This window comes from Thermogymnomonas acidicola JCM 13583 (genome assembly GCF_001316105.1).
GTDB lineage: Archaea > Thermoplasmatota > Thermoplasmata > Thermoplasmatales > Thermoplasmataceae > Thermogymnomonas > Thermogymnomonas acidicola.
In genome coordinates, this window is sequence record NZ_BBCP01000007.1 from 31,105 (window position 1) to 58,075 (window position 26,971).

Consider the following 26,971-nt stretch of genomic DNA (forward strand, 5'->3'; position numbering starts at 1 on the left):
TGGATAACCTAAACCTTTCCCTACAGCTCACATGTTAGCTGATCCGTATATCTGCACCGAGGCGATGGTTGGAATATGATGTCACCGATGGACACCTATTATGTCTCTACGCTCTCACTGGTGGCAATCACAGTCGTTTACCTGTTCTTCCTCATCTCCAGGCCCATCCTAAGGGATTCAGGGGCAATCAGGGGGGGTATCCGCACCGTCTTAGGCTCGCTGTGGCTGCTGGACGGTGCTCTCCAGCTCCAGCCCTTCCTTTCCTTCTTCTTCACAGAGACCGTGAGCGTGCCATCGTGGCCACCCTTCCTGAGCCACATAGATTCAGGGGCACTCGCCATCTGGAACACTGACCCGATAGTGTTCAACACACTTGCAGGCGGCATACAGGTCATGCTGGGCCTCACCCTCCTCCTCCGCTCAGAGGGTGGGCTCTTCAGGGCAGCTGCTGTGGGCAGCATAGCATGGTCAGTGGTGGTCTGGGTGTTCGGGGAAACGATGCCCATATTCCAGGGCTCATCCATTCTCTCTGGCTCGCCGGGTGCAGCACTGTTATATGGCCTGATGTCTGTGCCGCTGGTCACGCGCGTTAGCCCCCGGGAAGTTCATCAGGTACTCAATGGTGTCCATATTCGCCATCTCCCTGCTGTGGCAGGCACTACCCGTGGACGGCTTCTGGAGCTGGAAAGGCCTGGCTGAGAACAACTACATGCTCTACACAGCCTACCAGCCGCACGCGCTCACCTCCCTCATGGCGTTCATGACTTCGCTCGAAGTGGCAGAGCCGGTGGTGGTGAACTCCATAGTGGTGGCATCACTGGCCGCTGCAGCTGTCCTCTGGGCCCTGAGGCCGAACACTGCAGTTTACTTCACCATTCCCCCCCTAATGATAGCGTTCTGGGTGCTCTTCCAGGACTTTGGGGGCATGTTCACGGGCTTCGGCACCGACCCGAACATAGCTCTCCCGCTGGCACTCTTCGCAGCGGTATCCGTCATGGGGGGCAGGGCGCCTGTATTCGGGAACAGGCAGCAGGCATCCAACGCCGCTTGACCCCCCCTCACTTTTTAAATGTGCAGAGCATTTTCCCATGTTGATACCTTCGCTTCTGCAGGGCAAGATAGAGGTCAGGGAGTACCAGGTGAACGTGTTCAGGGAAGCGCTGAGGCAGAACACTCTCATCGTCCTCCCCCCCACAGGTCTCGGCAAGACCGTCATAGCGGCCATGGTGGCTGCCAGGGTCCTGGAGGAGGGTGGCCGAGTCCTCTTCATGGCACCGACGAGGCCACTTGTCCAGCAGCATTACAGGTCCCTCTCGCAGCTGCTGGGCCTTTCAGAGAGGGAGTGCTCCTACTTCACAGGTGAGGTGGACACGGGTGACAGGAGGGAGAGGTGGGTGCTCAGCCGCCTGATAGTATCCACACCCCAGGTCGTCGCCAACGACATCCGCTCCGGGGGGGACGCTGACATCTCCAGGTTCTCCCTCCTCGTCTTCGACGAGGCCCACAGGGCCGTCGGCAACTATGCCTATGTTTCAATAGCCTCAAGCTTCCTCGAAGCCAGAAGAAGGCTTGTCCTCGCAATGACCGCCAGTCCCGGGGGGCGACAGGGAGAAGGTAGAGGAGGTGAAGAGGAACCTCGGCATAGAGAGGGTTATAATCAAGGGAGAGAGTGACCCGGACGTTGCACCGTATGTCAAGGAGATCGAAGTGGAGACCATCACCGTGGCCCTGCCCTCAAGGGCAAGGCAGATCCTCTACGACATGCGGTCCATTTACAACGACCTCATATCGAAGTACAGGGACAACCCGGAACTCTCGAAGACCGCCATAAACAGGAAGGCCCTGGCCGTGAAGATCCAGGAACTTGTGGAGAAGGCGAGGTCTGGCAACAGGGCACTCTTCAAGGTCATCCCGTACCTGACGGCCACCATCAGGCTTGACTATGCCATAGAGTACATGGAGAGCCAGGGCCCCGAGATCGCATACGAGTACCTGCAGTCCCTGGAAGGGAGCGAGGACCCCCCCTCTGTGCAGAGGACCGTGAAGATCCTGCACTCGCTGCCCGGCTACACTGATCTCTTGTTGAACCTCGGGAGGGTGTGCCGGGAGGGTGTGGAGAACCCGAAGATGGAGGTGGCCCTGAGGCTGTGCGAGCAGAAGATAGCGGAAAACCCCCGCTTCCAGGATAATAGTGTTCACCCACTTCAGGAAGACCTCGGAGACGCTCACCAGGTACCTGAACGAGCACTCCGCAGCCATAAGGGCCGTGAGGTTCGTGGGGGGCAGTCGAGCAGGGGGGGTAGCGACGAGGGCATGAGCCAGAGGGAACAGGAAGAGATCATACAGAGGTTCAGGGATGGCGATTTCAATGTCCTGGTGGCCACAAGCGTGGCGGAGGAAGGGCTCGATATACCCTCAACGGACATGGTCATATTCTACGAGCCAGTGCCAAGCGAGATAAGGTCCATACAGAGACGGGGCAGGACAGGGAGGACAAGGACGGGGGGGCAGGTGAAGATCCTCCTGTACGAGGGTAGCAGGGACAGGGGGGGCTACTACTTCTCCAGCCTGAGAAAGGAGAGGAGGATGCAGAGGAACATGGAGGGGAGCGTGGGGGGGGTGAAGAGGGACCCGAAACTGGACGACTTCAGCTGAGCCTTCCACCTATGTAGGATAGCCTGGCTATGAGGGCGTCCAGCTGTATGTTGTCGCTCCCCCCCCTCCACGATGCGGAACTCCGCCTCACCCAGGGCCATTATGACCTCCGCCTTCTTCCTGGGCTCGATCTGGGAGGAACGAACGGCTGAATGGAGGCCCCCCCTGATTATGTCGATCCCGGACATTCCCTGCTGTATTAGCATCCTGTCCAGCTCGTTCCTTGCGTCCTCGAACAGGCCCTCAAGTGATATCCTGAGGAGCTTCTCGTACTCCTTCCTGCTCGTCTTCCCCCCCACCATCTCGAATATCCTAGACGGGCTCGTGTTGCCGGAGGAGGCCACAGCCTGGAATATGTTCAGGGCCTTCCTCATGTCACCCTCAGAGGCCTCGTATATGGCTTCAGCAGAATCGTCGGAAAGGTCCACCTTCTCCTGCTCCGCTATGTACTTGAGGCGCTTCACCACGTCTTCCTTTGATAGGGGCCTGAACCTTAGCACGACTGTCCTCGACTGTATTGGCGGTATGATCTGCGAGGAGTAGTTGCACGAAAAGATGAACCTCGTCGTCTCTGAATACATCTCCATTGTCCTCCTCAGCGCAGCCTGTGCCTCTGAAGTCAGCTGATCCGCCTCGTCCATGAATATTATCTTGAAGCCCAGGCTGTTCGATGGCCTTATCCTGGCGAAGTCCTTAACCTGCTCCCTTATGACATCTATGCCCCCCCTTTCGTTTGAGGCGTTCAGCTCCAGGAAGCTCATCTTCCAGTCCTCCCCCCCGAAGAGCTCCGCCGCAAGTGCGAGCGCCGCTGAGGTCTTCCCTGTGCCTGCTGGGCCTGCGAATATGAGGTGCGGGATCTCCCTGGCCCTGACAAAGGCCTTCAGCTTCTCAACGATCTCGGCCTGCCCGCTTATCTCGTCAAGCGACTTCGGCCTGTACTTCTCGATCCAGATGTCTATCATCGGCGCTCCGGAAAGCATACACTCTTGGCTTAAATTGTTTTTCAGGCAGGCCGCCCGGAGAGAATAAATGTACCGGAAGGGATACCCGAGAGATGGAACAGAAAAGGATCGCTGTGCTCGCATCAGGCTCCGGCACAAACCTGCAGGCAATAATCGACGCAACGTCCTCGGGGGAGGATAAATGGGAGGGTGGTGTGCGTAATCAGCGACAGGAGGGGCGCCTACGCACTGGAGAGGGCGAGGCGCAGTGGCATAGAGGCAATTTACGTGAAGCACGGTGATGGCTTCGAGAATGCCGTGGACAGGGCTCTGGAGTCACACTCTCCTGACATAGTCGTGCTGGCAGGCTTCATGAGGATACTGCCCGGGTGGCTTGTATCGAAGTACGTGATGGTCAACATACACCCTTCCCTCCTGCCCTGCTTCGGCGGCCCCGGGTTCTACGGGCGCAGGGTGCACAGGGCAGTGATAGACAGCGGGGGGGCCATGTTCTCCGGTTGCACGGTGCACCTGGTCACGCCTGATGTTGACAGGGGGGGCCCATAATATTGCAGAAGGTGGTCGAGGTCTCTCCCGACGACACTGAGGAGACGCTGGAGGAAAAGATACACCCCCCCTGGAGCATGAGGCCATAGTGGAGGCCCTGGCGTCCATGTGCTCCATGGGCTACGTTATAAGGGGGCAACAGGGTCATATTCAGGTCTGGTTGACCTGCTGCTCCTCCGCCACGGGCCTCTGCGGCCTCCTGAAGTAGCTCGATAGGTAGAGTATCACGGCCACTATGCCCACCACTCCCACTATGAGTATGAAGACCAGGCTATGCTGGAGGCGGCCAGGAGTGAGGAATTGAGCACGTATACTGTGAAGAAGCCGTTGAAGAACCAGTGCATCGGTATGTCAACGTAGATGCCGAACTTCAGGAAGCCCACAGCTATGGCTATGCCCGCTATGAACACGGGCAGGAACTTGCCCCAGCTCCATGCACCGAAGAATATGTGCGCGTAGGCCCAGACAGCGGCTGTGAACACTATCATTGCGTAGTCGGCAGTACCGAACCTGATCCCGTACTTCCTCCGCACCGTGCCGGGTGACACGAAGCTCAGGACAACGTCCCTGGCGCTGCCCCCCCTTCCGGAAGCGGCCCTCAGGACGAGGACGAGGGTGAGGATGCCCAGGGGTATGATCCTGAACCCTATCTCCTCTGCAAACGGCGCGTATATCAGCGAGAGGAAGCCGAGCAGAGGGTGCTGTGTGAGCTCGTTGCTGATGCTCGATCCGCCTATGCTCACTCCTGACGAGATCTCCGCCAGGGATACCACGTACACTATGAGGTAAAGGGAGCTGCTCACAAGGGTGAAGTACCCCACAGGCGTATCCAGGACGCTACTGGCCTGCCTGCGTGACATATATACCATAGCTGCGAAGAGGCACGAATATACCACGAACACCGCGATGGAGACTGCCAGTGCACTGGAGGTTGGCAGGTAAAACGCCAGCAGGAGCACGAAGATGTAAGGCGATATGGCCGTGGACAGGTGCGGAAACCATGTGGGCTGAAGACAAGGGCAATAGAAGCGATGAAGAACGAGAGTGAGATGGCAAGCACTATGTACGCGAGGACGTTCAGGGCACCGATCCTGCCCTGTGGCCTTCCAGGCCCCCCCACGTCCTGCTGGGCCAGCCCGTGGGCCTCAGGGCCAGATGCTCCCTCCATATGTTTAAGATGTCTTCGCAGCTATTATTAGTTTTTGGCCCCACCGGATGGCCCATGCGGTTTCTTGCCCCACCTCAGTTCCCTCAAAAGGCCAGCAACGGGCACGCCCCCGGCTGCAGCCAGGCCCTCACAGGGAAACCCAGGGGGGGCCAGGGTGTATGGGATGGAGCCAACCCCCCAGGTGGCCACAGAGTATGCCATTGGAGACCCCCCCTGAAGCCAGATACTGGGAGAGAGGCGATCCTGGTGGTCGCTACGGAGCAGCTCAGGGCAACCCTTATATTGGCTACACCAATTGTTTCATATGTGGTCGTCAGTTGAATTAAAGGTCTCAAGAAAGATTGACGACATAATATCAATGAGTCACACTTATGTAGAAAGGCTGAGCAGCATCACGCTCAACGGGCGGGATGTGGCCATGCCGTTTTCAGTGCCTGCGGACCCGGACACAGTTTTCGATATCCGCCTCGATGTCTCCCTGCCGGGCCTGGCGGAAGGGGAGGTTTACCTGCTCCTGGTGGATATGAGCGGCATAGGGACAGTTTACACGGACGGCATGAAGAACCAGGCCATAGATCCGGGGGGGCACAGGTACGTGGTCCTGAAGGAGAGGCCACACGGGATCTGTGTGAAGGCCACACCCACATCCCTCTTTGGAAGCAACATGTGGAGGTTTGCCGTGAACGAAGTCATGATAACAAAGACCCACTGGGAGAAGTTCTCGAGGCTTTGCGCCTGAGGGGGGGCCTCACGAAGTACTTCGCCCAGAACGGTGACATGGCATCGCTCTCCTCGGTACTTGATGGCCTCTACTCGGTGCACGGCACGCCGAATGTGATGCAGCTGGCCGCCACTCGCCTCATGGGGGGGCACCTGACGTACAGGAGCTATGAGGAGGTGGTGGACTTCTACTCCAGTCCGGTCAGCCAGTCCGCCATCAGTGACCTGGAGCCGGGCACATACGCCCTAGCGGCAATAGACGCACCACTGGGGCCCCCCCGGCTGTGAAGCTCAATGCATGCATCTACTTCATTGGCCACTGCCATATAGATGCCGCCTGGCTCTGGCCCTACAGTGAGACAAGGAGGAAGGTGGAGCGCTCCTTCCTGAACGTGGTCAAGCTCTACAGGGATGGCTATTCTTTCGTCTATGCGCAGAGCTCTGCCCTTTACTACAGGTGGCTGGAGCTCATGGACAGCGACCTCTTCACGGAGATAGGGAGGCTCGTGAGGAGTGGACTGTGGCTCCCCGTTGGCGGGATGTGGGTGGAATCGGACACGAACCTGATCCTTGGCGAGTCCCTGGCAAGGCAGTTCCTGTTCGGGCAGAGGTACTTCGAGCAGAGGCTCGGGAGGCGTGCCAGGATAGGGTGGCTCCCGGATACCTTCGGCTTCAGCGCCCAGCTCCCGCAGATCATGGGGAAGAGTGGCATAGGGGGCCTTCGTGACCCACAAGCTAAGGTGGAACGACACCACAAAGTTCCCTCACAACTTCTTCGTCTGGGTTGGCATCGACGGTTCCCGCATTCCGGCCATGCTGGTGAACGATACTTATAATGGGAGCATGGATTACGGTGAGATAGCGAGGGCAGTCTCCGGGGGGGTCAGGGAAAGGGAGGTGCCTTACGCATACCTCTTCGGTCACGGTGACGGTGGAGGGGGGGGTCCGAGCGTGGAGATGCTCGAGCTCCTCAGGTACGTGCATGAGATAGCGGGAGGCGCTCACACCATCTTCTCAGAGGAAGAGATGCTCTGTGACGTTCTTCAATCCTCCGGCTCAGCGGAAGAGGTCCATGGGGAACTCTACGTGGAGAACCACAGGGGGGGCACATACACGACCAACAGCAGGGTAAAGAAGATGGTCTCCAGGCTAGAGGACCTCCTCCTAGCGGCGGATTTTGTGGCATCACTGCAGACCATAGGTGGCCAAAGGGCTGGTGTGGATACACTGAGGGATGATTGGGAAGCCCTGCTTACCGCCCAGTTCCATGATGTTATACCGGGCTCTGCGAACTATTTCGCATACTCGGAGGCCTTCGCCGACCTCGGAAAATCATTGGACAGGGTGTCGAAATTCATAGCGGATCAGGTCAGCGATTTCTCCGGTAGGCGTGGCCTGGCAGGTGGTTACATAGTGCTCAACAGGAGCAGGTACGGCATCAGCGCTGTGCTGGACGCATCGAGCGACCTAATAAACCTCACAGGCGAGGCCCTGGGAGGCACATGGTGATCAATGCCTCCCCCCCACTCTCCCTTACTGTGCTCGGAAGCATCCAGCGCGCTGAAGATGCTGGGGATCAGGGCCCTGGCTTCACAATCGAGCAGTCCGGCGGTGAAATCCGCGTTGCCACAAGGCAATACGAGTTCTCACTCCACCAGGATGGCTCGTTCAGCCTGTCAAGGGGGGGTGGAAATGCACTTATACAGAGGGCAAGCACGGAGGTACTGGAGGACCTCCCGGCGAAGTTCGATGCATGGAACATAGACCACGATACCATCAGCGAGAGGCACACCCTCAAGAGGGTGGACGTCAGGGTATGGGCCGAGCGCAGGGGGGGAAGGATCCTCACACTGGGGGGGTCCAGGACGGCCTACGAGGACGGTTCAGTGGTAGAGCAGAAGTTCACCCTCGACGCCAGGAGTGAGGTCATAGGCGTGGAGAACAGCATAAGGCCCGCTGGCAGGGAGAAACTCGTCAAGACATTCCTCCGTTCTGGCATAGGGAGCAGTAAGCTGACATGCGAGGTGCCATTCGGCGTGGTGGAGCGCGATTTCGGAAACAAGGGCATGGACCCGAGGTTCGAGTTCCCCGCCCTTCGGTTCGTCAACTGGTCCGATGGGTCCTCCGGCTTCTCCATAGTCTCCAGGGAGATACACGGCTACAGCTTCGTTGGGGGGGCGAACTCGGCATATCGCTTGCAAAGTTCCCTCTCTACCCAACCCGTTCTCCGATGCGGACGGGGTATCGAACAAGTTCTACATACTGCCTGACAGTGACTACAGGGAGGTCTACAGGAAGTGCAACTTCGTCCTATACCCACCAATCCTCTGCAGGACATGGGGGGGTGGAGGTAATGCGGACAACAGCGGGGGGAGATTATGAGTGTGGAGGGCGAAGGGGGGGTTGAAGTCGAATCAGTGAAGCCAGCCGAATCGGGGGGGAAAGGGATCGTGATAAGGGCCTACTCCCTCGACTCCCCAGCCGCAGTCAGGATAACGGCGCCATGGATCAGGGACATGTCCGAGAGCAATATCACAGAAGACGATGGGCCAGCGATACAGGGAAGTGAGGTGCATTTCAAGAAGTTCGAGATCAAGACGCTATTCGTTCCGTTCCAGGCAGGAACATAGCCTCAGGATCTGTATTCCCAGGGCATAATGCCATGGTGCTCCACAGGTTCTTTCCGCTCACCTGCTGTCACCTGTGGCTTCTTGCTGCGAACCAGCCTGGGACAAGAAAACTGGAGTGATCTCCCGCATCCCAGAGTGCAGGGGGGGAGGGATTTGAACCCTCGTATCCCTACGGAACCAGACCCTCAATCTGGCGCCTTTGACCAGTCTCGACAACCCCCTGCCCGCTCTGCAGACGGGAATTTTTGATCGCTTATTAATTTTGGTCTCCTGCCCGAGGGCTTCCTGAAAATGAATATGTACTCATGCCTGAAGACATAGTAGCACCTGCCATCGCCCTGTACCTCCAGAGGTCACTCTGCCCCCCTCTTTCCCTTGGTCTCGGTGAAGTTCTTGACCACTATGCTCTTGAGGCTGAACCCGCAGGCCAATGCCCTCTGCATGGCCAGGAATCCGACCGGGTACCACTGTCCCCCCCTGCTGAACTTATCTCCTATAACCAGCGCCATGTGCCCTCCGGGCCTCAGGACACCAATCGTGTTCTCGAACACCTGGCCAAGTGCCTCAATGAAATCATCAAGGCTCCCAATTCCGGAGAGGTCACCTTCAATGCCGTTGAACCTTATTATGTCATGGTACGGTGGGTGCAGTACTGCCAGGGAGATCCCACCCTCAGGGACGACGTCGCTGAGCCTGAAGGTCCTGCTATCACCCCCCCGGAATGTCATGACCGTGGCGCCGAACGGGTTCGGCTCGGACTCTATGGACGATCTGGCGGCTTCAAGAACCTTCCCGTCGATGTCAATACCGATGCCGTTGCGGCCGAGCCTCTTGCACTCTATGAGTGTCGTGCCACTCCCCACGAAGGGGGGGTCAAGTACCCAGTCCCCCCTTCTTCGTGAACATGAGCATCAGCTGCCTGGGGATCTGTGGGACGAAGTTACCCCCCCAGTACCAGGCGGAGTGTGAGCCACTCCTGTCACGCCTCTGGAATATCCAGAGGCTGTCGGTGATGACCTCGTCGTAGTCCCTCCACCTGGTCAGGTCTATATCGCTTATGCCGTTGCTCTTCTCCTCAAGGAAGGACTCCAGGATCTTTTTCACATAGTGCTTTGCCCTCTCCTCAGTCCGTGCCTGCAGTGCCTTCTTCATTTCCAGGAGCAGGGCAGGCCTCTTCCTGGGCTTTCCCCCCCGGGCATCGCCTGGCACGTCCATTGTTGCCAGGGCACCTTTGATCCTGTCCCTCACGCCCTGCAGGCCGGTGCAGGACATGGCGTCCCTGAGAGCGGACAGGAAAGCCTCGGTGGGGGGGTAGAAGAGGTCCTCGTCGCCCATGTCCAGGGATTATGAGTTGTTAAAAATATGTTCAGCCCTCACCGGGCGGCCTCAGCCTGTTGAAGTTGAGCGAGCTGCCGGACTTCACGTAGTTGGTGACCCTCCTCTCGAAGAAGTCTGTCTTCGTCATGTTCATGGACGCGAAGGTGTCCACCCAGGGCATGGGGGTGCTCCTTGACCTCGGGGTACGGCTCCGGCAGGTCTATGGACCTGCACCTTATGTTGCCCAGGTACTTTATGTACCTGTCTATGAGGGCATCCGTCAGGCCCAGTATCTGGTTGTGCGTCACGTACTGTCCCCCCCAGGCTATCTCGTGGCTCACCGCCGTGGTGACCATGCCCAGCAGCTCCCTTACCATCCTTTCATCGAACAGCTCCGGCCTCTCCTCCCTCAGCGTCCTTATGATGTTTGTGAACAGGGCAAGGTGGGTGTTCTCGTCCCTCTGTATCAGCCTTATGAGGCTCACCGTGCCGCCCATCTTGTCCTGCCTCCCGAGGGCGTAGAAGAACGCAAAGCCGCTGTAGAAGTACACGCCCTCAAGCAGGAAATCTGCCATGCATGACTTGACGAAGTTCTCCTCCGTGGGGGGGTTGAAGATGAACTCCTCGTAGAGGTCGGTTATGAACTTGTTCCTCCTGAGCAGGTGCTCGTCATCCTTCCACATCGTGTAGACCTCTTCCCTAGTGAGGGAATCGACAACGGATGTCAGCAGGTAGTCGTAGCTCTGTGCGTGTATGGTTTCGAAGAACGCCTGTGCCTTCAGGCATGCCGTCACCTCCGGCGCCGTTATGTATGACGCCAGCGCCCCGAGGTTGTCGATCTGTATGCTGTCCAGGAATATCAGGAAGGAAAGGGTCTTCTTGTAGGCCTCCTGTTCAGCCTCTGTCAGGTTAGGGAACTGCTTCTTGTCGTCTCCCAGGGGGGGCACCTCGTCGGGTATCCAGAAGAAGCCACGCATCTTCTTGTAAAGGGCCTCAGCCCATGGGTACTTGCAGTGTGCAAACTCAAGGAGGTTGGTCGTGTTGCCCCCTATTAGGCTCTGCTGGGACAGGTCCCTGGAGCCATCGGGGGGGTTGAAGAGCCTCTTCATCTGCATCATGTAGATCACCTCACGAGCTGCAGGACTCGCATACGGGTGCTGCCTGCGATATCTTCTCCTCCTCAGGCGTGAAGTTCCTGAAGTAATAGAGGGTCTTGATGCCCAGCTTCCAGGCCGTGTAGTAGAGATCCAGGAACTTCTGCTCGTCCATGTCAGGGGTGGCGTAGAGGTTTATGGACTGACTCTGGTCTATGTGCTCTGCCTTGCAGCCGCGGCCCTGAGGGACCACATCTGGTCAATCTGGTGGGCGCTCTTGTAGAACCTGAGCGTCTCAGGGGGACAGGTCTGGTGCCACCTCCTTTATCAGGAACCCCCCCTTCTTCTCTTCTGTGTAAACGGGTTTGAATATCGGGTCAACGCCTGCGGTGGAACCCGCTATGACTGAGGTGGACCCAGTGGGCGCTATTGCGAAGAGGTACCCGTTCCTGATCCCGTGCTTCCTTACGTCCTCGGCAAGCTGCCTCCACCTCTCGTCTGTATACCCCCCCCTGAGCCTGAAGTACTCCCCCTGTCTCCCAGTCGCTGCCCTTGAAGAGTGGGTAGGCCCCCCTCTCCTTGGCAAGCTCCATGCTCGCCTTTATGGCGATGTAGTTAATTTCTTCAAAGAGCCAGTCCGCGTAGCGCACGTGCTCCTCCGATTCCCAGTCTATGCCCTTCTTGGCTAGGTGCTGGTGGTAGCCCGATATACCTATGCCTATGGCCCTGTAGCGCATGTTTGTCCTCACGGCCTGCGGAAGCGGCAGGTGGTTCATCGTTATCACGTTGTCCAGCATCCTCACCTGCACCGGTATGACCTCCCTGAGCTTCTCCACAGTGTCCGTCCTGCCGAGGTTTATCGACGAAAGGTTGCAGACCACCAGGTCCCCGGGCTGGAACCTGTACACGATCTGCCCGTCCTCCTCCTCGCTGCTTATCCTGACGGTGGGGGGGACTGGTTCTGGCATATCTCCGTGCACAGGTTTGATGAATATATCATGCCTGCGTGCTTGTTGGGGGGGTTCATCCTGTTGACTGTGTCCCTGTTGAATATGAATGGCCCCCCCGGTCTCGTAGAGGCTCTTGAGGATCAGTGCCATCAGGTCAAGTGCAGGTATCTCCTTCCTCGAAATGCTCTGGTCCCTTATGCACTCCTCGTACCTCCTCTCCCACTCCTCTCCCCCCCAGGAGTCCTCAAGGCCCAACCCTTCTTCTGCAGTATCTCGTGGGGGTCGAACAGGTACCAGGTCTCGTTCTTCTCCAGGGACCTGTAGAACCTGTCAGGCACGCATATCCCAGGGAATATGTCGTGTGCCTTCCTCCTCTCGTCACCGTTGTTGGTCTTTATGTCAAGGAAGTCTATGATGTCCTTGTGCCAGATGTCGAGCCATATGCTCACCGCACCTGCCCTTTGCCCCCCCAGCTGGTTCACCGATACAGCAGTGTCGTTGTAGAGCCTGACCCAGGGTATCACCCCCCCGCTGCCCGCGTTCTTGTAACCCCCCCTGATGTCGCTGCCCAGCGCCCTCAGCTTTCCTATGTATACTCCCATGCCGCCACCGTTCTGTGATACCTTGGCGAACGTCGTGAGGCCATCGAAGATCCCGTTGATCGAGTCGTCAGGGGGGGTGTCCACGAAGCATGAGCTGAGCTGCCCGTTTGGCCTCCTCGCGTTCGCGAAGGTGGGAGTGGCCATCGTTATAGAGAGGGTCGAGAGGACGTCGTAGAACTTCCTGGCCCATGATATCCTATCCTCTTTCTTTTCAGCCAGGGCCAGGTAGGCGGATATGCCCATGAAGACCTCCTGCGGGAGCTCCAGAACCTCGTTGTCCACACCCCCCTTATGGCGTACCTGTCGCTAAGGTGCTTTAGCCCCGGGTAGTTGAACAGGAGGTCCCTCTCCGGCTTTATGTACGACCCAAGGACCCTGAGGCCCTCTTCCCCCCCGTATTCCTCCAGGACTCTCGGGTCGTACCTGCCGATAGATGTGAGGTATCTCACAAGCTCCGGGAAGTGGCCGTAGACGTTGCCGTCCATGTGCCTGTTCCTCCTGGCCTCCTTGTAGAGGTCATGGAGGAGGAGCCTGGCCGCGACGAACGTCCAGTTTGGCCTCTCAACGCTCGCCTTCTCGTTTGCAACCCTTATGAGCGTTTCCTGTATGGCCTTGGTGGATATGCCGTCGAAGAAGTGGATCTGCGAGTCAAGCTCGAGCTCTATGGGGTCTACCCCCCCGGAGAGACCCTCACATGCCTTCTCTATGACCTCCCTGATCTTTGTTATGTCTATGGGCTCCTTCTGCCCTGACCTGTTCGTCACGGTCCTGGGCTTCAGCTTGAGCTCCACCTGCACCGAGTTTCCAGAATCCACGCTCACCCTCTTTGGCTGGAGCACGCCTATCCTCTTCTTCTCCTCCCTTATGATCTCCCTCTGCTTCCTGTAGAGTATGTAGGCCTCTGCCACATCCGCAAAGCTCTCGCCGTTGCTTGAGAACGTCATGAGCGCCTTCTCCACCATGTCCTGTATCTGTTCGACGTGCGGTGTGCCCTCAACCCTCTCTAGCTCGAGGAGCACGTGGTCTGTCACGTCCTCGGCGTCAGCCCACGTCCCGTGGCCTGTTGACTGCATCGCCTTGAATATTGCCCTCGTGATCTTTGTCCTGTCAAACGGAACGACTGTACCGTCCCTCTTGATTATTGAATCCTTCATCTGTTATCCCTCTCTGCCTCTCTTTCCTACGGGTAAATCATGCCATCTGCATGGCTCCCTTATTTCCTTGTGTGTGACCCTATGATCACATGGATGTGATCAATATGGATCACCTGCCTCTAGAATATCCGCATAACAGCATTTAATCCTATCCACACGTGAAAAACTACAATGTGCCCTTTTCGTGTGTGCCCTGGCCCGGCCCTGGGCGTTGGGGGCAGGCCGTGAAGCGGCACACCCAGGCTCGCGAACACAGGTGCCTGTCATGCCCCCCCAGGTCTGCCCCCCCTGTGGCTGCACAGGCTAAGGTTTTTTAGCACATAGGGCTCACCGGCTTATGAAGCTCGTGGAGTGCGTGCCCAACTTCAGTGAGGGCAGGGTGAAGGCAAGGGTGGACGAGATAGCCTCATCAATATCATCCGTGGAAGGCGTCAGGATACTGGATATAGAGATGGACGAGAACCACAACAGGTCTGTGATCACCTTCGTTTGCCCCATTGACAGGGCCGTTGAGGCAGCATTCAGGGGGGGGATAAAGAAGGCATCAGAGCTGATCGACCTGGATAGGCACACGGGTGCGCACCCAAGATTCGGGGGGGCCGCAGACGTTGTGCCTTCGTGCCTCTGAGTGGCGTAACGATGGATGAATGCGTCGCTCTTGCCAGGGAGCTCGGGAAGAGGGTCGGCGAAGAGCTGCAGATACCCGTGTTCCTCTACGGCGAGGCAGCGATGAGGGAGGAGAGGAGGAGCCTGGAGAACATCAGGTCCCAGGGCTTCCAGTACGAGCAGCTGAAGACTGCAATAGCGGAGGAGAGGTGGAAGCCTGATTTTGGCCCCTCATCTGTCGGCAAGGCCGGCGCCACTATAATAGGGGGGGCCAGGGACTTCCTCATCGCCTACAACGTGAACCTGAACACCTCTAACCTGAACATAGGCAAGAAGATAGCTAAGGCCCTGAGGGCAAGGGACGGTGGCCTGACATTTGTCAAGGCGCTCTCATTCTACCTTGAGGACAAGAAGATGGTGCAGATCTCGATGAACCTAACAAACTTCAACAAGACGCCCATATACAGGGCATTCGAGCTCGTGAAGCTGGAGGCATCAAGGTACGGCGTGAACGTGGTGGAGTCCGAGATAGTCGGCCTCGTCCCGCTTGATGCCCTCCTGGAGAGTGCGAAGTTCTACCTCCAGCTCAACGGCTTCAAGAACAGCCAGGTGCTGGAAAAGAAGCTCTGGGGGGGTGAGGCCGGTGGAATCACTTGACAGTTTCATGGAGCGCCTGGCCTCACCAAGCCCTGCACCTGGGGGGGTGGAGCTGCCAGCGCACTGGTGGCCCTGACAGCGGCCTCCCTCATCACCATGGTCTCTAAGATCACAATGGAGAAGAAGGGATACGAGGACAGGAGGGAGGAGATGGCCCGGATATCCTCCAGGTCCCTGGCGGCATCGGAATCGCTCAGGCACCTCATCGAGGAGGACGAGAGGGCCTTCAACAGGGTCGTCCAGGCCTGGAAGATGCCGAAGGCAACGGAAGAGGAAAAGGCCAGGAGGGCGCAGGCACTCCGGGAGGCGTCCAGGTACGCCATATCGGTACCGTGGAAGATCGCCCTCGTCTCCTCCGACATAATGGACATGGCAGCTCAGGTGGCCAGGGACGGGCTCAAGAGCGCGGTTACAGATGCAGGCAGCGCCGCGGAGTTCGCCCTGTCCGCCGCAAGGGCGGTCCTCCTCAACGTCAGGGTGAACGCGCAGAACCTAAGTGATGGGGGGGAGAGGGAGGACGAGGAGATAAAGACCAGGCTCTTCCTCGAGGACATGGAGTCGAGGCACAGGAAGGTGATGGAAACAGTGGGCGGGCGCATGTAGGTTCACCAGGGATCTCAAGTTTTCTATACATTCCAGGGATACCCAACCATGTCCTCTTCTGTATACTCTGACCCCGGATTCAACCTGGCGTCCATGCTGGCCATGGGAGAGGAGGAGAGGAGAGAGGTTATGCACGGGGGCCTTTGAAAGGGCCAGGGATGCCAACCCACTGCTGAATGCATTCATAACGCTCCTGGATGAACCAAGGGCCTGTTCAGGGCCGTTCGCATACATACCATATGCCGTCAAGGACATCGTGGACACGGAGGGCATCAGGACAACGGCCGGTTCAAGGGTCCTGGCTGATAACGTGCCAGGTGAGGACGCACAGGTCGTCAGGAAACTGAAGTCGCTGGGGGCTGCCATGGTTGGAAAGACTAACACGCACGAGTTCGCATTCGGGCCCACCAACGTGAACCCTTGGTACGGGCCTGCCAGGAACCCCCCCCACGATACGGAGAGGATAAGCGGTGGCAGCAGCGGCGGGTCAGCTGTTGCAGTGGCATCCGGCATGAGCGTGTTCGCCATAGGCACCGACACGGGTGGATCAGTGAGGATACCCGCGGCACTGTGCGGGGTGGTCGGTTACAAACCAACCATAGGGTACATAAACACAGGAGGGTGATACCTCTCTCATACTCCCTGGACCATGTGGGCTTCCTCACAAGGAGCGTACAGGACGCGCAGATCTTGCTGGATGCCCTCCTCGACACCGAAGGGGCTGCCCTGAGGCTCTTCCCACCAGATAGGAGGTACACGCCAGGCGTGGAGGGCTGCACCCTGGGCGTCCTGGAGGACTATGTGGAAGCATCAGACAGCCACGTGAGGAGGGCGTTCGAGAGGGCAGTGGAGGCCCTGAGGGCGTCTGGCGCCACGGTGCGCGGGGGGGTAAGGCTACCGCATGTGGACACTCAGGGCCTGTACGGGAGGATCAGGGGCGCAGAGGCGGCCCACTTCCACTCACGTTACAGGGACAGGTCCGGCATGTATTCTGGCGAGATCCTTGCCAAACTGGCGCCCGGCATGGAGGAGAGGGCCACGGAGTACGTGGGGGGGGCACAGATGGAGCGCATCGTGCTGGCAAGGCAGGTTGACAGGCTCATGGACGGCATAGATGCCTTCATATCGCCCACAGTCCCTGTGGAGGCACCCCCCCGCATCGGTGAAGCAGGCATGGAGGTCCACTCAAGGCTCAACGCGTTCACGCACATCTTCAACCTCACCGGCCAGCCGGCCCTCTCAATACCCATAGGTAACGGCGGGGGCCTGCCGGTGGGCCTGCAGGTGGCAGGGAGGAGGGGGGCGGTGACATACCCCTCCTCTCCCTGGGCATCTCCATGGAGGGTGCGGTGATGGGAAAAAATGAGAGGTAGTTAGGGATCACGCACCATGGTCTCTTCCGTTCTACCGGGCATTGACCTGATCAGGGAGGCCCAGGAATTCCTTAAGGGCAGGATAGTCAGGACGCCGATGGTCGGCAGCGCAACGTTCAGCGAACAGTTCGGCTGCAGGATCATGTTCAAGATGGAGAACATGCAGAAGACAGGCTCTTTCAAGATCAGGGGGGAGCCCTCTTCAGGATATCCAAGATACCCAGGGAGGAGGCAGGGAAAGGCGTCGTCACCGCGAGCGCAGGCAACCATGCACAGGGCGTCGCCTACGCGGCCAGGGCCAGCGGAATCAGGGCAAAGATAGTGATGCCGGAATACACCACCCCGGCGAAGGTGTCTGCGGTGAAGGGCTATGGTGCGAGGTGGTCCTCTACGGCCAGGACTACAGCGAGGCCAGGGCAAAGGCAGGCGAGATAGCGGCAAAGGAGGACATGACCTTCATAGAGGCCTTCAACGACCCCTACGTTATAGCTGGCCAGGGCACCATAGGCCTGGAGATGCTCCAGGACTTCCCGGAGATGGACACCGTGCTCGTGCCCGTTGGCGGTGGCGGCCTGATATCGGGCATAGCCACTGCAGTGAAGTCCCTGAAGCCGGACGTGAGGGTCATAGGCGTCCAGTCGGAGAACGCGGACTCCATGAAGGTGTCATTAGAAAAGGGAATAATCGTGGAGCACACCACAGGCTTCACCATCGCGGACGGCATAGCGGTGAAGTACCCCGGTGACCTCACCCTGCAGGTCTGCAGGAAGTATGTCGACGAGATAGTGACAGTGTCGGACGAGACCATAGCCCTGGCGCTGTTCAAGCTGCTCGAGAGGAAGAAGACCCTTGTCGAGCCCTCGGGCGCAGCGGGCCTCGCTGCGGTCATGGAGGGCAAGGTCGACGTCAGCGGCAGGAACGTTGGCATAGTCCTCTCTGGCGGAAACGCCAACCTCCTCCTGCTTTCCAAGATAATCTACAAGTCGCTGGAGATAGAGGAGAGGCTGGTGAGAATAGATTTCAAGATCCCAGACAGGCCGGGCACGCTGTGGAGGATATCCAACGCGATATCCAGCGTGGGCGGGAACATATACCACGCGGAGGTGGACAACCTGGCCAGGGACACCCCCCCTGTGGGCTACCAGTCTGTGAGGTTCACAGTGAACGTCAGGGATTCAGAGCACGCGGCTGCACTCGTGGAGAAGCTGAAGACACTGGGCTTCTCCTTCCAGGTGGTCTCATAGGCGCACTGTGAAGTCCATGAACTCCTCAGCCTCCACCTCCTCCAACTGGACCCTTGTGACCGATGCCAGCCTTATGGACGTGCGGCAGTAGTCCACAAGTTCCCTGACCCTTTCCTCAGGGCCCTGCAGGAGAGCCTCGACTGAGCCGTCGGGCATGTTCATCACCCAGCCCCCCCTCACACCAAGCCTCCTGGCCATGTCTGCTGTGGACCTCCTGAAGTTCACGCCCTGTACCCTGCCGAAAAAACGCACCCTGTAACTCTTCATGCCCATCAGTTCCTGCTTATTATCGTAACGACATCGCCGTCATATACCTCATGATCCAGGCCCACCCTCTGCTCCCCCCCTATCCTCCTTGACGGGCCTGAGACTATGGCGTACCTGAAGGACGATAGCATCTCCCTGCTTATGTGCCTGCAGACGTCCTCTATCCTGACCCCCCCCTTCCTCAGCACCAGGGGGCGCTCGTAGTCGATCCTGCCTGACTTATCCCTCAGGTATATCCTGACCAGAGACAGGGAAGAGAAGATCCTCTCCTTCAGTTCCTCTATGCCCAGGCCGCTGGCTGCGGAGACGAGCACGTAGTTCTTCACCCCCCCTCGCAGCCTCTCCATAAGCTCTTCCCTGCTGTGCGGCATGTCCACCTTGTTCACCACTGTGAGCGAGGGCACGTAGACTGCGTTGCCCCTGAGGTATTCCACCAGGTCGTCCTGCGTGATGTCCTCCCTCAGGAACACCTCCGCGTTGACTATCCTGAACTCCTTCAGTATGTCCCTGATGTCCTCGTCGCTCATCGACAGCTTCCTGGGCCTGTGTATCCTTATGCCGCCACTGTTCGTCTTCTTCACAGAGATGTTCTTCCTCTCCCTGTCCAGTACAATGCCTGCACTGTACAGTTCTGACCTTATCTTGTCCAGGCCCTCCACGCTGGTGTCCGTGACCAGGAGGACAAGGTCAGCGTTCCTGACCATGCTGAGGACCTCTCTGCCCCCCCGTCCAGCGCCCCCCTGGAGGCATTCTCTATGATGCCGGGAAGGTCCAGTATCTGTATCCTGGCGCCCTTGTATTCCAGGGTACCGGGCACAACACGGAGTGTTGTGAACGCGAAGTTACCTGTCTCGCTCCTGGAGTTGGTGAGCCTGTTGAGGAGCGTGCTTTTTCCCACGTTGGGGAAGCCCACCAGGGCCACGGTTGCGTCCCCCCCGGACTTCGGTATGGCGAAGCCGGTTCCGCCACCCTTCCTGTGGCTCTCGGCTCCATCTGCAGCCTCGCCAGCTTTGCCTTCAGGAGCCCTATGTGCTTCTCCGTCGCCTTGTTGTACTCCGTCCTCCTGAGCTCCTCCTCTATCTCCCTGATCCTGTCCTCAATGCTCCCCATCCACCCTCACCACGTAGAGGAAGATCGCTTCAAACTCGAACACCCTTCTCGAGACCTCTGTAAACTCATAACGGTCGAAACGGGAAAAGAGCTCCTCCCTGGGGGCTGAGATCGGAGAGTATGATATAAGCCTGACCCCCCCCTTCATGAGGTGTTCAGGGAGCCTTTCCAGGAAGCGCCTGACGACCACCAGGCCGTCACTGCCGCCGTTCCACTCCGGGGGGGGTTCCCACTCCTCTGCCGGCAGGTAAGGGGGGGGTTGAAGAGGACCGTCCTGAACCTCCCGTCTGGGAAGAGGTCTGTGAGGACAAGATCGATGCAGACTCCGTTTAGCTCCGCGTTCCTCCTTGCGCATTCAATGGCCACTGGGTTTATGTCAGTGGCGGTCACACTGAGGCCCCGGAGAGCGTGGTATATGGAGACCACGCCGGTACCGCAACCCACTTCCAGGATAGGCCCCCCCATTACTTCAGGCGCCTGGAGCATCATCTCCGTGTCCTCCGCAGGCTCGTAAACACCGGGGCAGCACCTGTACATCACCCCCCCGGACATGGAGTGGATGGTCATCCAGCGGTATATTTATTAATGCTAGATATGTTTGATTTGCGGATCATGCGGCCAGAGAAAACCACACAGTCATGGCCATGGGGGGCTCAAGCAGTCATGTTAAAGCGTGATGCAGGCATTCAGGTACTCCCTGGGAGGCGGGGATCGCCTTGAAGTGTGCCATAATAACCGAGAAGGCCGATGTTGCAAGGAGGATATCGTTCTTCCTCTCCGAAGGTAAGGCGAAGTCAAAGCGCTCGAAGGGCCACAACTACATAGAGTTCGAGAAGGACGGGAACACCTACGTCGTCGTACCGCTGAGCGGCCACATAGTGGAGATAAACTTCCCGCCATCCATGAAGGACTGGAAGTCCGTGGATTTGAGGAAGCTGGTGGAGAGCGAGACGGTAATCGAGGTAAAGAACAGGTCCGCCTACAGCACCCTGAAAGACATAGCCGCTGATGCAGACCAGATAATCATAGCAACGGACTACGACAGGGAGGGGGAGCTCATAGGCATGGAGGCCCTCAACATAGTCCTAGAGGAGAGGCAGCGGAGGCATCTGGGCATGCCTGACATAAAGAGGGCCAAGTTCAGCGCCCTCACGAGGCAGGAGGTCACGGAGGCCTTCAGCAACCTTATAGACGTGAACAAGGCAATGGCGGACTCTGCCGAGGCCAGGGAGGTCATAGACCTCCTGTGGGGGGGTGCGGTGCTCACGAGGTTCTTCTCCAACGCCACTGGGCGATGGGGGGGCAGGGACTTCCTCTCAATCGGCAGGGTGCAGACGCCCACCCTGGCCCTGATAGTGAAGAGGGAGAGGGAGATCCTGTCCTTCGTGCCGGAGAAGTTCTGGAGAGTGTTTGTATCATTCGATAAGGGCGGTACCTTCAGGGCGGAGCACGTGGAGGGGGGGAACATAAAGGATCACAGGAGGGTGGAGGAGATCCTCTCCAAGGTGAGGGGGGGGAAGGACGGCAGAGTCAGGTCATTCGAGAGGTGGGAGGAGCCCATAAGGAGGCCGGCACCCTTCAACACCAACGAGTTCCTGAGGGAGGCATCCAGGATAGGCATATCACCTGCAAACGCCATGAGGATAGCGGAATCGCTCTACAACAGGGGCTACATAAGCTACCCGAGGACGGACAACACCGTGTACAACCGGTCTCTCCCCCCCTCAGGAAGATAGTGGAATCGCTGGCTGAGACACAGTTCAGCAGGGAGGCTAACATGGTGCTCTCCCTGGACAGCGTGAGGCCCTCCAGGGGCAGGACGGAGGCAACAGACCACCCCCCCCATATACCCGGCCTCCGCGGCTAAGAAGGGCGAGCTGACAGGGGACTATGCGAAGATATACGAGCTCGTTGTGAGGCGCTTCCTGGCCACACTTTACACAGACGGCACCAGGGAGGTCAGGGAGGCCACAATCGAGGTCTCGGGCGAGGAGTTCAGGGCGAGGGGGGGTGTCAGGGTGACGGAGCTGGGTGGCTCTCCATATATACTTACCACAGGCAGGCAGAGGCCTTCCTGCCTGACCTGCACAGTGGCGAGGAGGTGAAGGCCATAGACTGGTACGAGGAGGAGGACGAGACGAAGCCCCCCCGCCCAGGTACGACATGTCCTCCCTACTGAGGAAGATGGAGGAACTTAACCTTGGCACCAAGAGCACCAGGCACGACATCATAGAGAAGCTGCAGAAGCGGGGCTTCATAGAGGGGGGGAACCCCGTGAGGCCCACGCCCCTGGGCATGTCACTCATCGACTCGATACTTACTGTTGAATCGAAGATCTCGGAGCCGGAGATGACCGCGGAACTGGAAGTGGACATGGACAGGATAGCAGAGAACAAGGTGGACAAGGAGAGTGTGGTGAACCAGTCCAGGAAGATGCTCAGCTCCGTGCTCGAGGACTTCAGGGAGAAGGAGGACATAATAAACGGAAAGATAAAGGAGGCAGAGAACAGCGGTGAGACCGTCGGCCTCTGCCCCGTGCATTCAAGGGAGGTCATTGCGATCAAGAAGAGGGACCACTACGAGATCAGGTGCACCGTGGAAGGGTGCCCTATCAATTACAGGCTCTATGCCAGGGGCTCGATCAAGAAGACGGACGAGAGGTGCAGCGCCTGCTCGAAACCTCTCATAAAGGTCATAAGGAAGGGCCAGTCCCCCCCGGAGCTCAGGTGCATAGACCCTGCGTGTGCGTTCAACGTGGAACGCTCCAGGATGGGGGGGAAGTGCCCGTCGGACGGCGGTGACCTTGTGGTGAGGCAGTCGAGGAACGGAAAGAGGTTCCTGAGCTGCTCCAACTACCGAAGTGCACCGTCAGCTACCCCCCTTCCGCAGATGGGCACCGTGGAGCCCACAGGGCAGGTGTGCCAGTACTGCGGTGCACCAATCCTCCTCTCCATCCGGGGGGGCAGGAGGAGGTGGAGGTTCTGCCCCCCCAAGATGGATTGCCAGTTCAACAGGAGGAGGGGGGGGATGAGGAACCGGCTTCCTGAGATATTCACTATGGCCATATTCGTGGCTTCGTCGCTGTTCGCAGTGTACCTTGCAGAGGCACTGATAGAGATAAGCCCTGGCATAAAGAGCACAAGCTCGACTAGTGGCATATCAATAGTGTTCGTCTACATCGCTGTTGCCATAGCCTTCACATTCGTGATACTCTTCGTGGCCAGGCGGCGCAGGATCAGCATCCTCAGGTACGTCTTCTACGTCCTGATAGCGTATGTTACCTTCTTCGTCTCCTCGATCCTGGCTGCCATCGTTTCCGTGAACATCGTCGAGTACTATGTGATAACCTTTGCCATACCTGTTGTGATCCTGGTTTTCCTGCTGGTGAGCAATGAGTGGTACGTCATAGACCTAGCGGGCTTCTTCCTCTCCGCAGGCGTCTCGGCGGTGTGGGGGAGTGGAGATTGGCATCTGGGCCGCTGTGGTCTTCCTGGTCGCCTTTGCCATCTACGACTACATAGCGGTCTACAAGACCAAGCACATGGTGAGCCTGGCCAGGGTTGCAGTGGACGAATCGATACCGCTGCTCTTCGTATCTCCGTCGCGGAGGAACTTCACCATGAGGGACCTGACCTTCGACAACAGGGGGGGGAGCAGGAGGTGCTCATGCTGGGCTTCGGGGGGGACGTAGCGCTGCCAAGCATACTCGTTGTCTCTTCCGCCGTTTACGGCATCTCCCACCCACTTCCGTTCATAGGGCTGCCACTGGCCGGTGCACTTGCAGGCATGGCGTTCCTCTTCTTCTTCAACAAGAACAGGCCAGCGCCCGGCCTGCCATACATAAACACGGGCGCCATCCTCGGTTTCCTCATAGCCTTCTTCATGTACTTTCCCCCCCTGAGGCCGTGATCAGTGCAGGAATACCCTCTTACCGGTGAAGTAGAGCGATATCCCACCCTTCTCCGCAGCCTCCATGACTTCTCTGTCCCTTATTGAGCCACCGGGCTCTATTATGGCGGAAACCCCCCCGTGCTGCGCAGCGATCTCTATGCTGTCCTGGAACGGGAAGAAGGCATCGGATGCCATGACCGCCCCCCCCGGGCCCTCTCCCCCCCTGCCTTTGAAAGCGCGATCCTCACGGCCTCCACCCTTGACGTCTGCCCCCCCTGCCCTATTGCCACAGTGCACCGTCCTTGGCCAGCACCACAGCGTTGCTCCTGCAGTGGGCAACAACCCTCCAGGCGAATAGCAGGTCACTGACCGTCCCCCCCTGGTCTGCCTCTGGCCCAGCAACACGCTCCAGCCTTTGAGGCTCCACATCCATTGCATCCTGGACAAGGAAGCCGTGCATCACCGACCTCACACGCACCCCGCTCTCCCTCTCTACGCTGCACCTGAGAACCCGGAGGTTCTTCTTCCTGGATAGCAGCCTCAGTGCCTCCTCCGTATATGATGGGGGGGCCACAAGCACCTCCATGAAGAGTTCGGACATGGCCCTGGCGGCATCCACATCAACCTCCCTGTTGAGAGCCACTATTGAGCCGTACGCGCTCTCCCGGTCCGCATCCAGCGCCCTGAGGAATGCATCCTTCAGGTTGCCTGCGGTTGCGGCACCGCAGGGAGTGCCGTGCTTCACGATGACGGCCGCAGGCTCCTGGAACTCGGCCACGGCGGAGAGAGCGGCATCAGCGTCCATGATATTGTTGTAGGAGAGCTCCTTACCCTGTAGCTGCTCTGCACCGGGTATGCCCCTGCCCGACCCGTCATGGTAGAGGTACCCCCCCTCTGGTGTGGGTTCTCCCCCCCGTACCTCAGGGCCTGCCTGAGCCTGGACGATACCAGCAGGAAGTCCCTGTTGCCCGTGCCAAGGGCCCTGTCAAGCGATTCCCTGATCAGTATGTCGTAGGAGGCTGTGATGGAGAAGGCCTTCACCGCCATTTCCGCCCTTGTGCTGTAAGGTATCTCTCCCCCCCCTCCTTATATTCCCTTGCCACCCTCTCGTAGTCCGCCGGGTCGCAGACCACGGTTACCCTCTGGAAGTTCTTGGCGGCAGCTTATGAGTGCAACGCCGCCGATGTCTATGTTCTCCACCATGTCCTTGAGGTCAGCATCTGCGTACTTCTGGAAGGGGTACAGGTTCACCACCACCATGTCGAAGAGGAAGTCATCCCCCCCGCCCCCCCTGGACAGGATCGCGCTGAAGACGTCAGGGTGCAGGGTCTTCACGCGGCCATCCGCCCTCGTCGAGAAGCCGGTGATCTCCGAGAGCTCGATAGCGTCTATGCCGTTTTCGCTGAGGAAGGACCAGGTGCCGCCTGTTGCGTATACCCTGGCACCCCCCCTCTCCGTGAACTGCCTTATGAACTTATCGAGGCCACTCTTGTCGTAGGTGCTGGCCAGTATATTCATGGGTGTGAATGCCGACCGGGCTTAAAACACTATCAAGCGGGCCCGGGCAACTTTTATCAGAACCGGTTCACATGCCGCATGGCCATGTCCCGGTGGTACAGGTCATCAGCGTTCATCGCTGTAGTTGTGATAGTTGCAGTCATAGGCGGCACAACGGCATACTGCGGCATCTGGCCACCTGTCTCCGTTGTCGAATCGGGGGGGAGCATGCAGCACGGCAGCTACTGGATGCCCGGCGTCATAAACACTGGCGACATGGTCTTTGTGAAGAGGACCCCGGATCCGTATTCATCCGTCGTCACGTATGTGGTGGGCAGGGAGGAGGGCATAAGGACCTACGGTGAGTACGGCGATGTCATACTCTACAGGGCACCCAGCGGCGAGGTCATAATCCACAGGGCCATGTTCCTGCTCGAATGGCACAATGGCACTCCATACGTGGTTGGCTACCACGGACAGAGCTGGCTTGTGGTTACCGATAATTACGTCCTCATAAAGGATGTTGGTTACTCCCACAGGAACTTCTACTTCCCCCCCCTGGCACCGGTCAGGAACGAGACGGGCTTCATAACCATGGGTGACCACAACTTTGCGGTATCTCCGGTCTACAATGCAACCCTGGACGCATACGACGCAGCGGACCAGTCGCCCCCCCGCCGGCCGGCTTCGGCTTCCCGCCGGTGAAGGCATCCGATGTTGTGGGCATAGCGTTTGGCCAGATACCGTGGTTTGGGCTCATCAAGCTCAACCTGATGAGGCTACAGGGGGGGGACTGGCCATACTACAACGAGGTGCCAAAGGGCTCTTACAGGGACCTGGGGGGGATATCCCTTGCCGCCATAGTGGTGGCTCTGGTCTTCCCCCCCTACAGGGGTGTGGCCAGGAGGGTCAGGAAGGGCCACTGAAGTGCGGCGGGCCAGCCACCCTGAGGACCTCCACGCCGCTGCACATGGGCTCAAGCGCAGACACGAGTTCGGGCACATCCCCCCCCTTCCTGGCGGGCACGAAGACATTCGTACCGCCCGTAACTATGTAAGTGCACCACACCTCTCTCCTCAGCTCCCTTACCCTGGACATCAGGGCCCTCATGCCGTCCGTGATGACGTGTACGCCAGACGCTTCGACTAGCCTGTGGTACTCATCTGTGTCGCCCATCGCGAGCTCGAAGATCCCCCCCTCTATGTCCCTTGAGGCGGCCAGTTCCCTCAGCGTTCTGCCCTTTTCCCTGGTGCTCTCGACCCTCTTCTGATAGCCGCTGTTCCGCACAACGCTGCTGTGAATGGCGTCCGAAGGGTTCCTCTTCTCGCTGAACCTGCAGGCAATTATCCTGTACTGTGAGAAGTCCCGGGCGTCCAGGAGCCTCTCCGTCCGCAGGCCTTTGTCCGGATCTGTTATGGTGAGGCCGCCAAACAGGCTCCTGCCCACGCTCTCAGATATCATCCTGAGGTCGTCCTCCATTTCAGCGAGGGAGAGACTTCCGCCTGATGCTGAAGATAGGCAGAGGCCGAATGCCGCAGCGGCACCGTCTGAGCTGCCGCTGATCACGTTCACGTTTTCCGATTCGAACGATACCCTTTCCGCACCATCTATGTACTTGGCATACCTGTCTATGAGCCTGAACGGTGAACGGGGGGATGACGCGTCTATTTCGGCACCGTTGACCGTGCCGCGCCTGGGTGAGGCGTAGAAAAGCCTCGTCCTGACCATTGTCCTGCCGTCATCCGATGTGTATGCTATGCCGGCTGAGAGGTGCAGCGGGCGCCTCCTCATCGGGTCGGAGATGCCGCCCAGGAGTATTATCCCGATGGTCGGGTAAGCAACGGCCCAGTTGGCCTGCCCTTTGGGATCCATCCTCCCCCCCGTTATCTGCATGCTCTATTAAAATGTGGCCGGATGGGAACGTA

At 58.5% G+C, this 26,971-nt stretch carries 20 protein-coding genes, 1 tRNA gene and 12 pseudogenes; 19 read left to right on the top strand and 14 right to left on the bottom strand.

The genetic code is table 11. From position 1 onward, the window contains the following. Nucleotides 1–87 precede the first annotated feature (87 nt). The 4 genes from JCM13583_RS06985 to JCM13583_RS07000 are packed head-to-tail and all read left to right on the top strand — an operon-like array spanning nt 88 to nt 2,655. Nucleotides 88–699 carry a hypothetical protein gene (locus tag JCM13583_RS06985; RefSeq protein ID WP_171823507.1) on the top strand — a complete coding sequence of 204 codons (612 nt, stop codon included), beginning with the start codon at nt 88–90 and terminating at the stop codon, nt 697–699. Next, the gene (locus tag JCM13583_RS06990; protein ID WP_075057171.1) at nt 665–1,051 is read left to right on the top strand and encodes a hypothetical protein; all 387 of its coding nucleotides are present in this window, start codon (nt 665–667) and stop codon (nt 1,049–1,051) included. Before JCM13583_RS06985 ends, JCM13583_RS06990 begins: the two co-directional genes overlap by 35 nt. A gap of 37 nt (nt 1,052–1,088) precedes the next feature. Then, the gene (locus JCM13583_RS06995; protein ID WP_075057172.1) at nt 1,089–1,673 is read left to right on the top strand and encodes a DEAD/DEAH box helicase; all 585 of its coding nucleotides are present in this window, start codon (nt 1,089–1,091) and stop codon (nt 1,671–1,673) included. After that, nucleotides 1,624–2,655, top strand: coding sequence for a hypothetical protein (locus tag JCM13583_RS07000; RefSeq protein WP_075057173.1), 1,032 nt, complete (start codon nt 1,624–1,626; stop codon nt 2,653–2,655). Before JCM13583_RS06995 ends, JCM13583_RS07000 begins: the two co-directional genes overlap by 50 nt. Here the strand turns inward: JCM13583_RS07000 and JCM13583_RS07005 are convergent. Continuing rightward, nucleotides 2,648–3,617 (bottom strand): annotated as a pseudogene (locus tag JCM13583_RS07005) (replication factor C small subunit). The gene JCM13583_RS07000 and the pseudogene JCM13583_RS07005 overlap by 8 nt on opposite strands. Before the next feature lie 92 nt (nt 3,618–3,709). Between JCM13583_RS07005 and JCM13583_RS12590 the strand changes: the two are divergent. Next, a pseudogene (locus JCM13583_RS12590) lies at nt 3,710–4,371 on the top strand (phosphoribosylglycinamide formyltransferase). Between the two features lie 43 nt (nt 4,372–4,414). On the opposite strand, the gene JCM13583_RS07015 reads toward JCM13583_RS12590, so the two are convergent. After that, nucleotides 4,415–5,122: a CPBP family intramembrane metalloprotease gene (locus JCM13583_RS07015; protein ID WP_162509564.1), complete on the bottom strand. Its 708-nt coding sequence runs from the start codon at nt 5,120–5,122 to the stop codon at nt 4,415–4,417. 513 nt (nt 5,123–5,635) lie between these two features. On the opposite strand from JCM13583_RS07015, the gene JCM13583_RS07020 reads away from it, so the two are divergent. The 6 genes from JCM13583_RS07020 to JCM13583_RS07045 all read left to right on the top strand — a co-directional run bounded on the left by JCM13583_RS07020 (nt 5,636) and on the right by JCM13583_RS07045 (nt 8,681). Next, nucleotides 5,636–6,070, top strand: a complete 435-nt coding sequence (locus JCM13583_RS07020; RefSeq protein WP_075057176.1) for a hypothetical protein — start codon at nt 5,636–5,638, stop codon at nt 6,068–6,070. Continuing rightward, nucleotides 6,061–6,339, top strand: coding sequence for a hypothetical protein (locus tag JCM13583_RS07025; RefSeq protein WP_075057177.1), 279 nt, complete (start codon nt 6,061–6,063; stop codon nt 6,337–6,339). Before JCM13583_RS07020 ends, JCM13583_RS07025 begins: the two co-directional genes overlap by 10 nt. Further along, entirely contained in the window at nt 6,336–6,887 is a 552-nt protein-coding gene (locus JCM13583_RS07030; protein WP_075057178.1) for a hypothetical protein, read from the top strand. Before JCM13583_RS07025 ends, JCM13583_RS07030 begins: the two co-directional genes overlap by 4 nt. Before the next feature lie 7 nt (nt 6,888–6,894). Then, entirely contained in the window at nt 6,895–7,560 is a 666-nt protein-coding gene (locus JCM13583_RS07035; RefSeq protein WP_075057179.1) for a hypothetical protein, read from the top strand. Continuing rightward, nucleotides 7,554–8,321, top strand: coding sequence for a hypothetical protein (locus tag JCM13583_RS07040; protein ID WP_075057180.1), 768 nt, complete (start codon nt 7,554–7,556; stop codon nt 8,319–8,321). The genes JCM13583_RS07035 and JCM13583_RS07040 overlap by 7 nt, the downstream gene beginning before the upstream one ends. 108 nt (nt 8,322–8,429) lie before the next feature. After that, complete coding sequence (locus JCM13583_RS07045; protein WP_075057181.1) at nt 8,430–8,681, top strand: hypothetical protein; 252 nt, start codon at nt 8,430–8,432, stop codon at nt 8,679–8,681. 138 nt (nt 8,682–8,819) lie between these two features. On the opposite strand, the gene JCM13583_RS07050 is transcribed toward JCM13583_RS07045, so the two are convergent. The 6 genes and pseudogenes from JCM13583_RS07050 to JCM13583_RS14360 form a co-directional block, all read right to left on the bottom strand. After that, nucleotides 8,820–8,903 (bottom strand) — tRNA-Leu (locus tag JCM13583_RS07050). Between the two features lie 131 nt (nt 8,904–9,034). After that, a complete protein-coding gene (locus JCM13583_RS07055) occupies nt 9,035–9,544 on the bottom strand; it encodes a hypothetical protein (protein ID WP_075057182.1) in 510 nt (169 codons plus the stop codon). A 10-nt stretch (nt 9,545–9,554) separates the two neighbouring features. Further along, a complete protein-coding gene (locus JCM13583_RS07060) occupies nt 9,555–10,016 on the bottom strand; it encodes a hypothetical protein (RefSeq protein WP_075057183.1) in 462 nt (153 codons plus the stop codon). A gap of 31 nt (nt 10,017–10,047) precedes the next feature. Then, a pseudogene (locus JCM13583_RS07065) lies at nt 10,048–11,113 on the bottom strand (ribonucleotide-diphosphate reductase subunit beta). Nucleotides 11,114–11,126: 13 nt separating this feature from the next. Beyond that, nucleotides 11,127–13,588, bottom strand: a pseudogene (locus JCM13583_RS07070) (ribonucleoside-diphosphate reductase subunit alpha). After that, a pseudogene (locus JCM13583_RS14360) lies at nt 13,514–13,798 on the bottom strand (ribonucleotide-diphosphate reductase subunit alpha); the annotation flags it as partial. The pseudogenes JCM13583_RS07070 and JCM13583_RS14360, both read right to left, overlap by 75 nt. Nucleotides 13,799–14,135: 337 nt before the next feature. Here JCM13583_RS14360 and ftcD point away from each other — a divergent pair. The 5 genes and pseudogenes from ftcD to ilvA all read left to right on the top strand — a co-directional run bounded on the left by ftcD (nt 14,136) and on the right by ilvA (nt 18,281). Further along, a pseudogene (gene ftcD, locus JCM13583_RS07080) lies at nt 14,136–15,061 on the top strand (glutamate formimidoyltransferase). 66 nt (nt 15,062–15,127) lie between these two features. Next, nucleotides 15,128–15,664 (top strand): cyclodeaminase/cyclohydrolase family protein, encoded by a 537-nt coding sequence (locus JCM13583_RS07085; protein ID WP_075057184.1) that lies wholly within the window; start codon nt 15,128–15,130, stop codon nt 15,662–15,664. 25 nt (nt 15,665–15,689) lie between these two features. Continuing rightward, nucleotides 15,690–16,289, top strand: coding sequence for an amidase (locus JCM13583_RS12595; RefSeq protein ID WP_162509568.1), 600 nt, complete (start codon nt 15,690–15,692; stop codon nt 16,287–16,289). After that, nucleotides 16,286–17,017 carry a hypothetical protein gene (locus tag JCM13583_RS07095; RefSeq protein WP_075057186.1) on the top strand — a complete coding sequence of 244 codons (732 nt, stop codon included), beginning with the start codon at nt 16,286–16,288 and terminating at the stop codon, nt 17,015–17,017. Before JCM13583_RS12595 ends, JCM13583_RS07095 begins: the two co-directional genes overlap by 4 nt. Nucleotides 17,018–17,053: 36 nt before the next feature. Then, a pseudogene (ilvA, locus tag JCM13583_RS07100) lies at nt 17,054–18,281 on the top strand (threonine ammonia-lyase). Here ilvA and JCM13583_RS07105 read toward each other — a convergent pair. From JCM13583_RS07105 to JCM13583_RS07115, 4 genes and pseudogenes are all read right to left on the bottom strand, one after another. Further along, nucleotides 18,276–18,554 (bottom strand): acylphosphatase, encoded by a 279-nt coding sequence (locus JCM13583_RS07105; protein WP_075057187.1) that lies wholly within the window; start codon nt 18,552–18,554, stop codon nt 18,276–18,278. The pseudogene ilvA and the gene JCM13583_RS07105 sit on opposite strands and share 6 nt — an antisense overlap. Continuing rightward, nucleotides 18,554–19,658 (bottom strand): annotated as a pseudogene (locus JCM13583_RS07110) (GTP-binding protein). The gene JCM13583_RS07105 and the pseudogene JCM13583_RS07110 overlap by 1 nt, the downstream one beginning before the upstream one ends. Then, nucleotides 19,645–19,806, bottom strand: a complete 162-nt coding sequence (locus JCM13583_RS12600; protein ID WP_171823508.1) for a hypothetical protein — start codon at nt 19,804–19,806, stop codon at nt 19,645–19,647. Before JCM13583_RS12600 ends, JCM13583_RS07110 begins: the two are co-directional and overlap by 14 nt. Continuing rightward, nucleotides 19,803–20,225, bottom strand: coding sequence for a methyltransferase (locus JCM13583_RS07115; protein ID WP_075057188.1), 423 nt, complete (start codon nt 20,223–20,225; stop codon nt 19,803–19,805). The genes JCM13583_RS12600 and JCM13583_RS07115 overlap by 4 nt, the downstream gene beginning before the upstream one ends. A 164-nt stretch (nt 20,226–20,389) precedes the next feature. Here JCM13583_RS07115 and JCM13583_RS12605 point away from each other — a divergent pair. Both JCM13583_RS12605 and JCM13583_RS07140 read left to right on the top strand, forming a co-directional pair. Then, nucleotides 20,390–22,676, top strand: a pseudogene (locus tag JCM13583_RS12605) (DNA topoisomerase I); the annotation flags it as partial. Between the two features lie 39 nt (nt 22,677–22,715). After that, a pseudogene (locus tag JCM13583_RS07140) lies at nt 22,716–23,567 on the top strand (hypothetical protein). Here the strand turns inward: JCM13583_RS07140 and purH are convergent. Next, nucleotides 23,568–25,067, bottom strand: a pseudogene (purH, locus tag JCM13583_RS07145) (bifunctional phosphoribosylaminoimidazolecarboxamide formyltransferase/IMP cyclohydrolase). It abuts the pseudogene before it with no gap. 78 nt (nt 25,068–25,145) lie between these two features. Between purH and JCM13583_RS07150 the strand changes: the two are divergent. Then, nucleotides 25,146–25,972, top strand: a pseudogene (locus JCM13583_RS07150) (S26 family signal peptidase). Here the strand turns inward: JCM13583_RS07150 and JCM13583_RS07155 are convergent. Then, nucleotides 25,956–26,918: a hypothetical protein gene (locus tag JCM13583_RS07155; RefSeq protein ID WP_075057246.1), complete on the bottom strand. Its 963-nt coding sequence runs from the start codon at nt 26,916–26,918 to the stop codon at nt 25,956–25,958. The pseudogene JCM13583_RS07150 and the gene JCM13583_RS07155 sit on opposite strands and share 17 nt — an antisense overlap. Between the last annotated feature and the right edge of the window lie 53 nt (nt 26,919–26,971).

Bases quoted from the DNA above. Each gene is read 5' to 3' on its own strand.
- JCM13583_RS07105 (WP_075057187.1), bottom strand. From the start codon at position 18,554: ATGGGCATGAAGAGTTACAGGGTGCGTTTTTTCGGCAGGGTACAGGGC.
- JCM13583_RS07040 (WP_075057180.1), top strand. From the start codon at position 7,554: ATGGTGATCAATGCCTCCCCCCCACTCTCCCTTACTGTGCTCGGAAGC.
- JCM13583_RS06995 (WP_075057172.1), top strand. From the start codon at position 1,089: ATGTTGATACCTTCGCTTCTGCAGGGCAAGATAGAGGTCAGGGAGTAC.
- JCM13583_RS07060 (WP_075057183.1), bottom strand. From the start codon at position 10,016: ATGGGCGACGAGGACCTCTTCTACCCCCCCACCGAGGCTTTCCTGTCC.
- JCM13583_RS07155 (WP_075057246.1), bottom strand. From the start codon at position 26,918: ATGGATCCCAAAGGGCAGGCCAACTGGGCCGTTGCTTACCCGACCATC.
- JCM13583_RS07020 (WP_075057176.1), top strand. From the start codon at position 5,636: ATGTGGTCGTCAGTTGAATTAAAGGTCTCAAGAAAGATTGACGACATA.
- JCM13583_RS07115 (WP_075057188.1), bottom strand. From the start codon at position 20,225: ATGACCATCCACTCCATGTCCGGGGGGGTGATGTACAGGTGCTGCCCC.
- JCM13583_RS06985 (WP_171823507.1), top strand. From the start codon at position 88: ATGGACACCTATTATGTCTCTACGCTCTCACTGGTGGCAATCACAGTC.
- JCM13583_RS07035 (WP_075057179.1), top strand. From the start codon at position 6,895: ATGGATTACGGTGAGATAGCGAGGGCAGTCTCCGGGGGGGTCAGGGAA.
- JCM13583_RS12600 (WP_171823508.1), bottom strand. From the start codon at position 19,806: ATGAAGGGGGGGGTCAGGCTTATATCATACTCTCCGATCTCAGCCCCC.
- JCM13583_RS07045 (WP_075057181.1), top strand. From the start codon at position 8,430: ATGAGTGTGGAGGGCGAAGGGGGGGTTGAAGTCGAATCAGTGAAGCCA.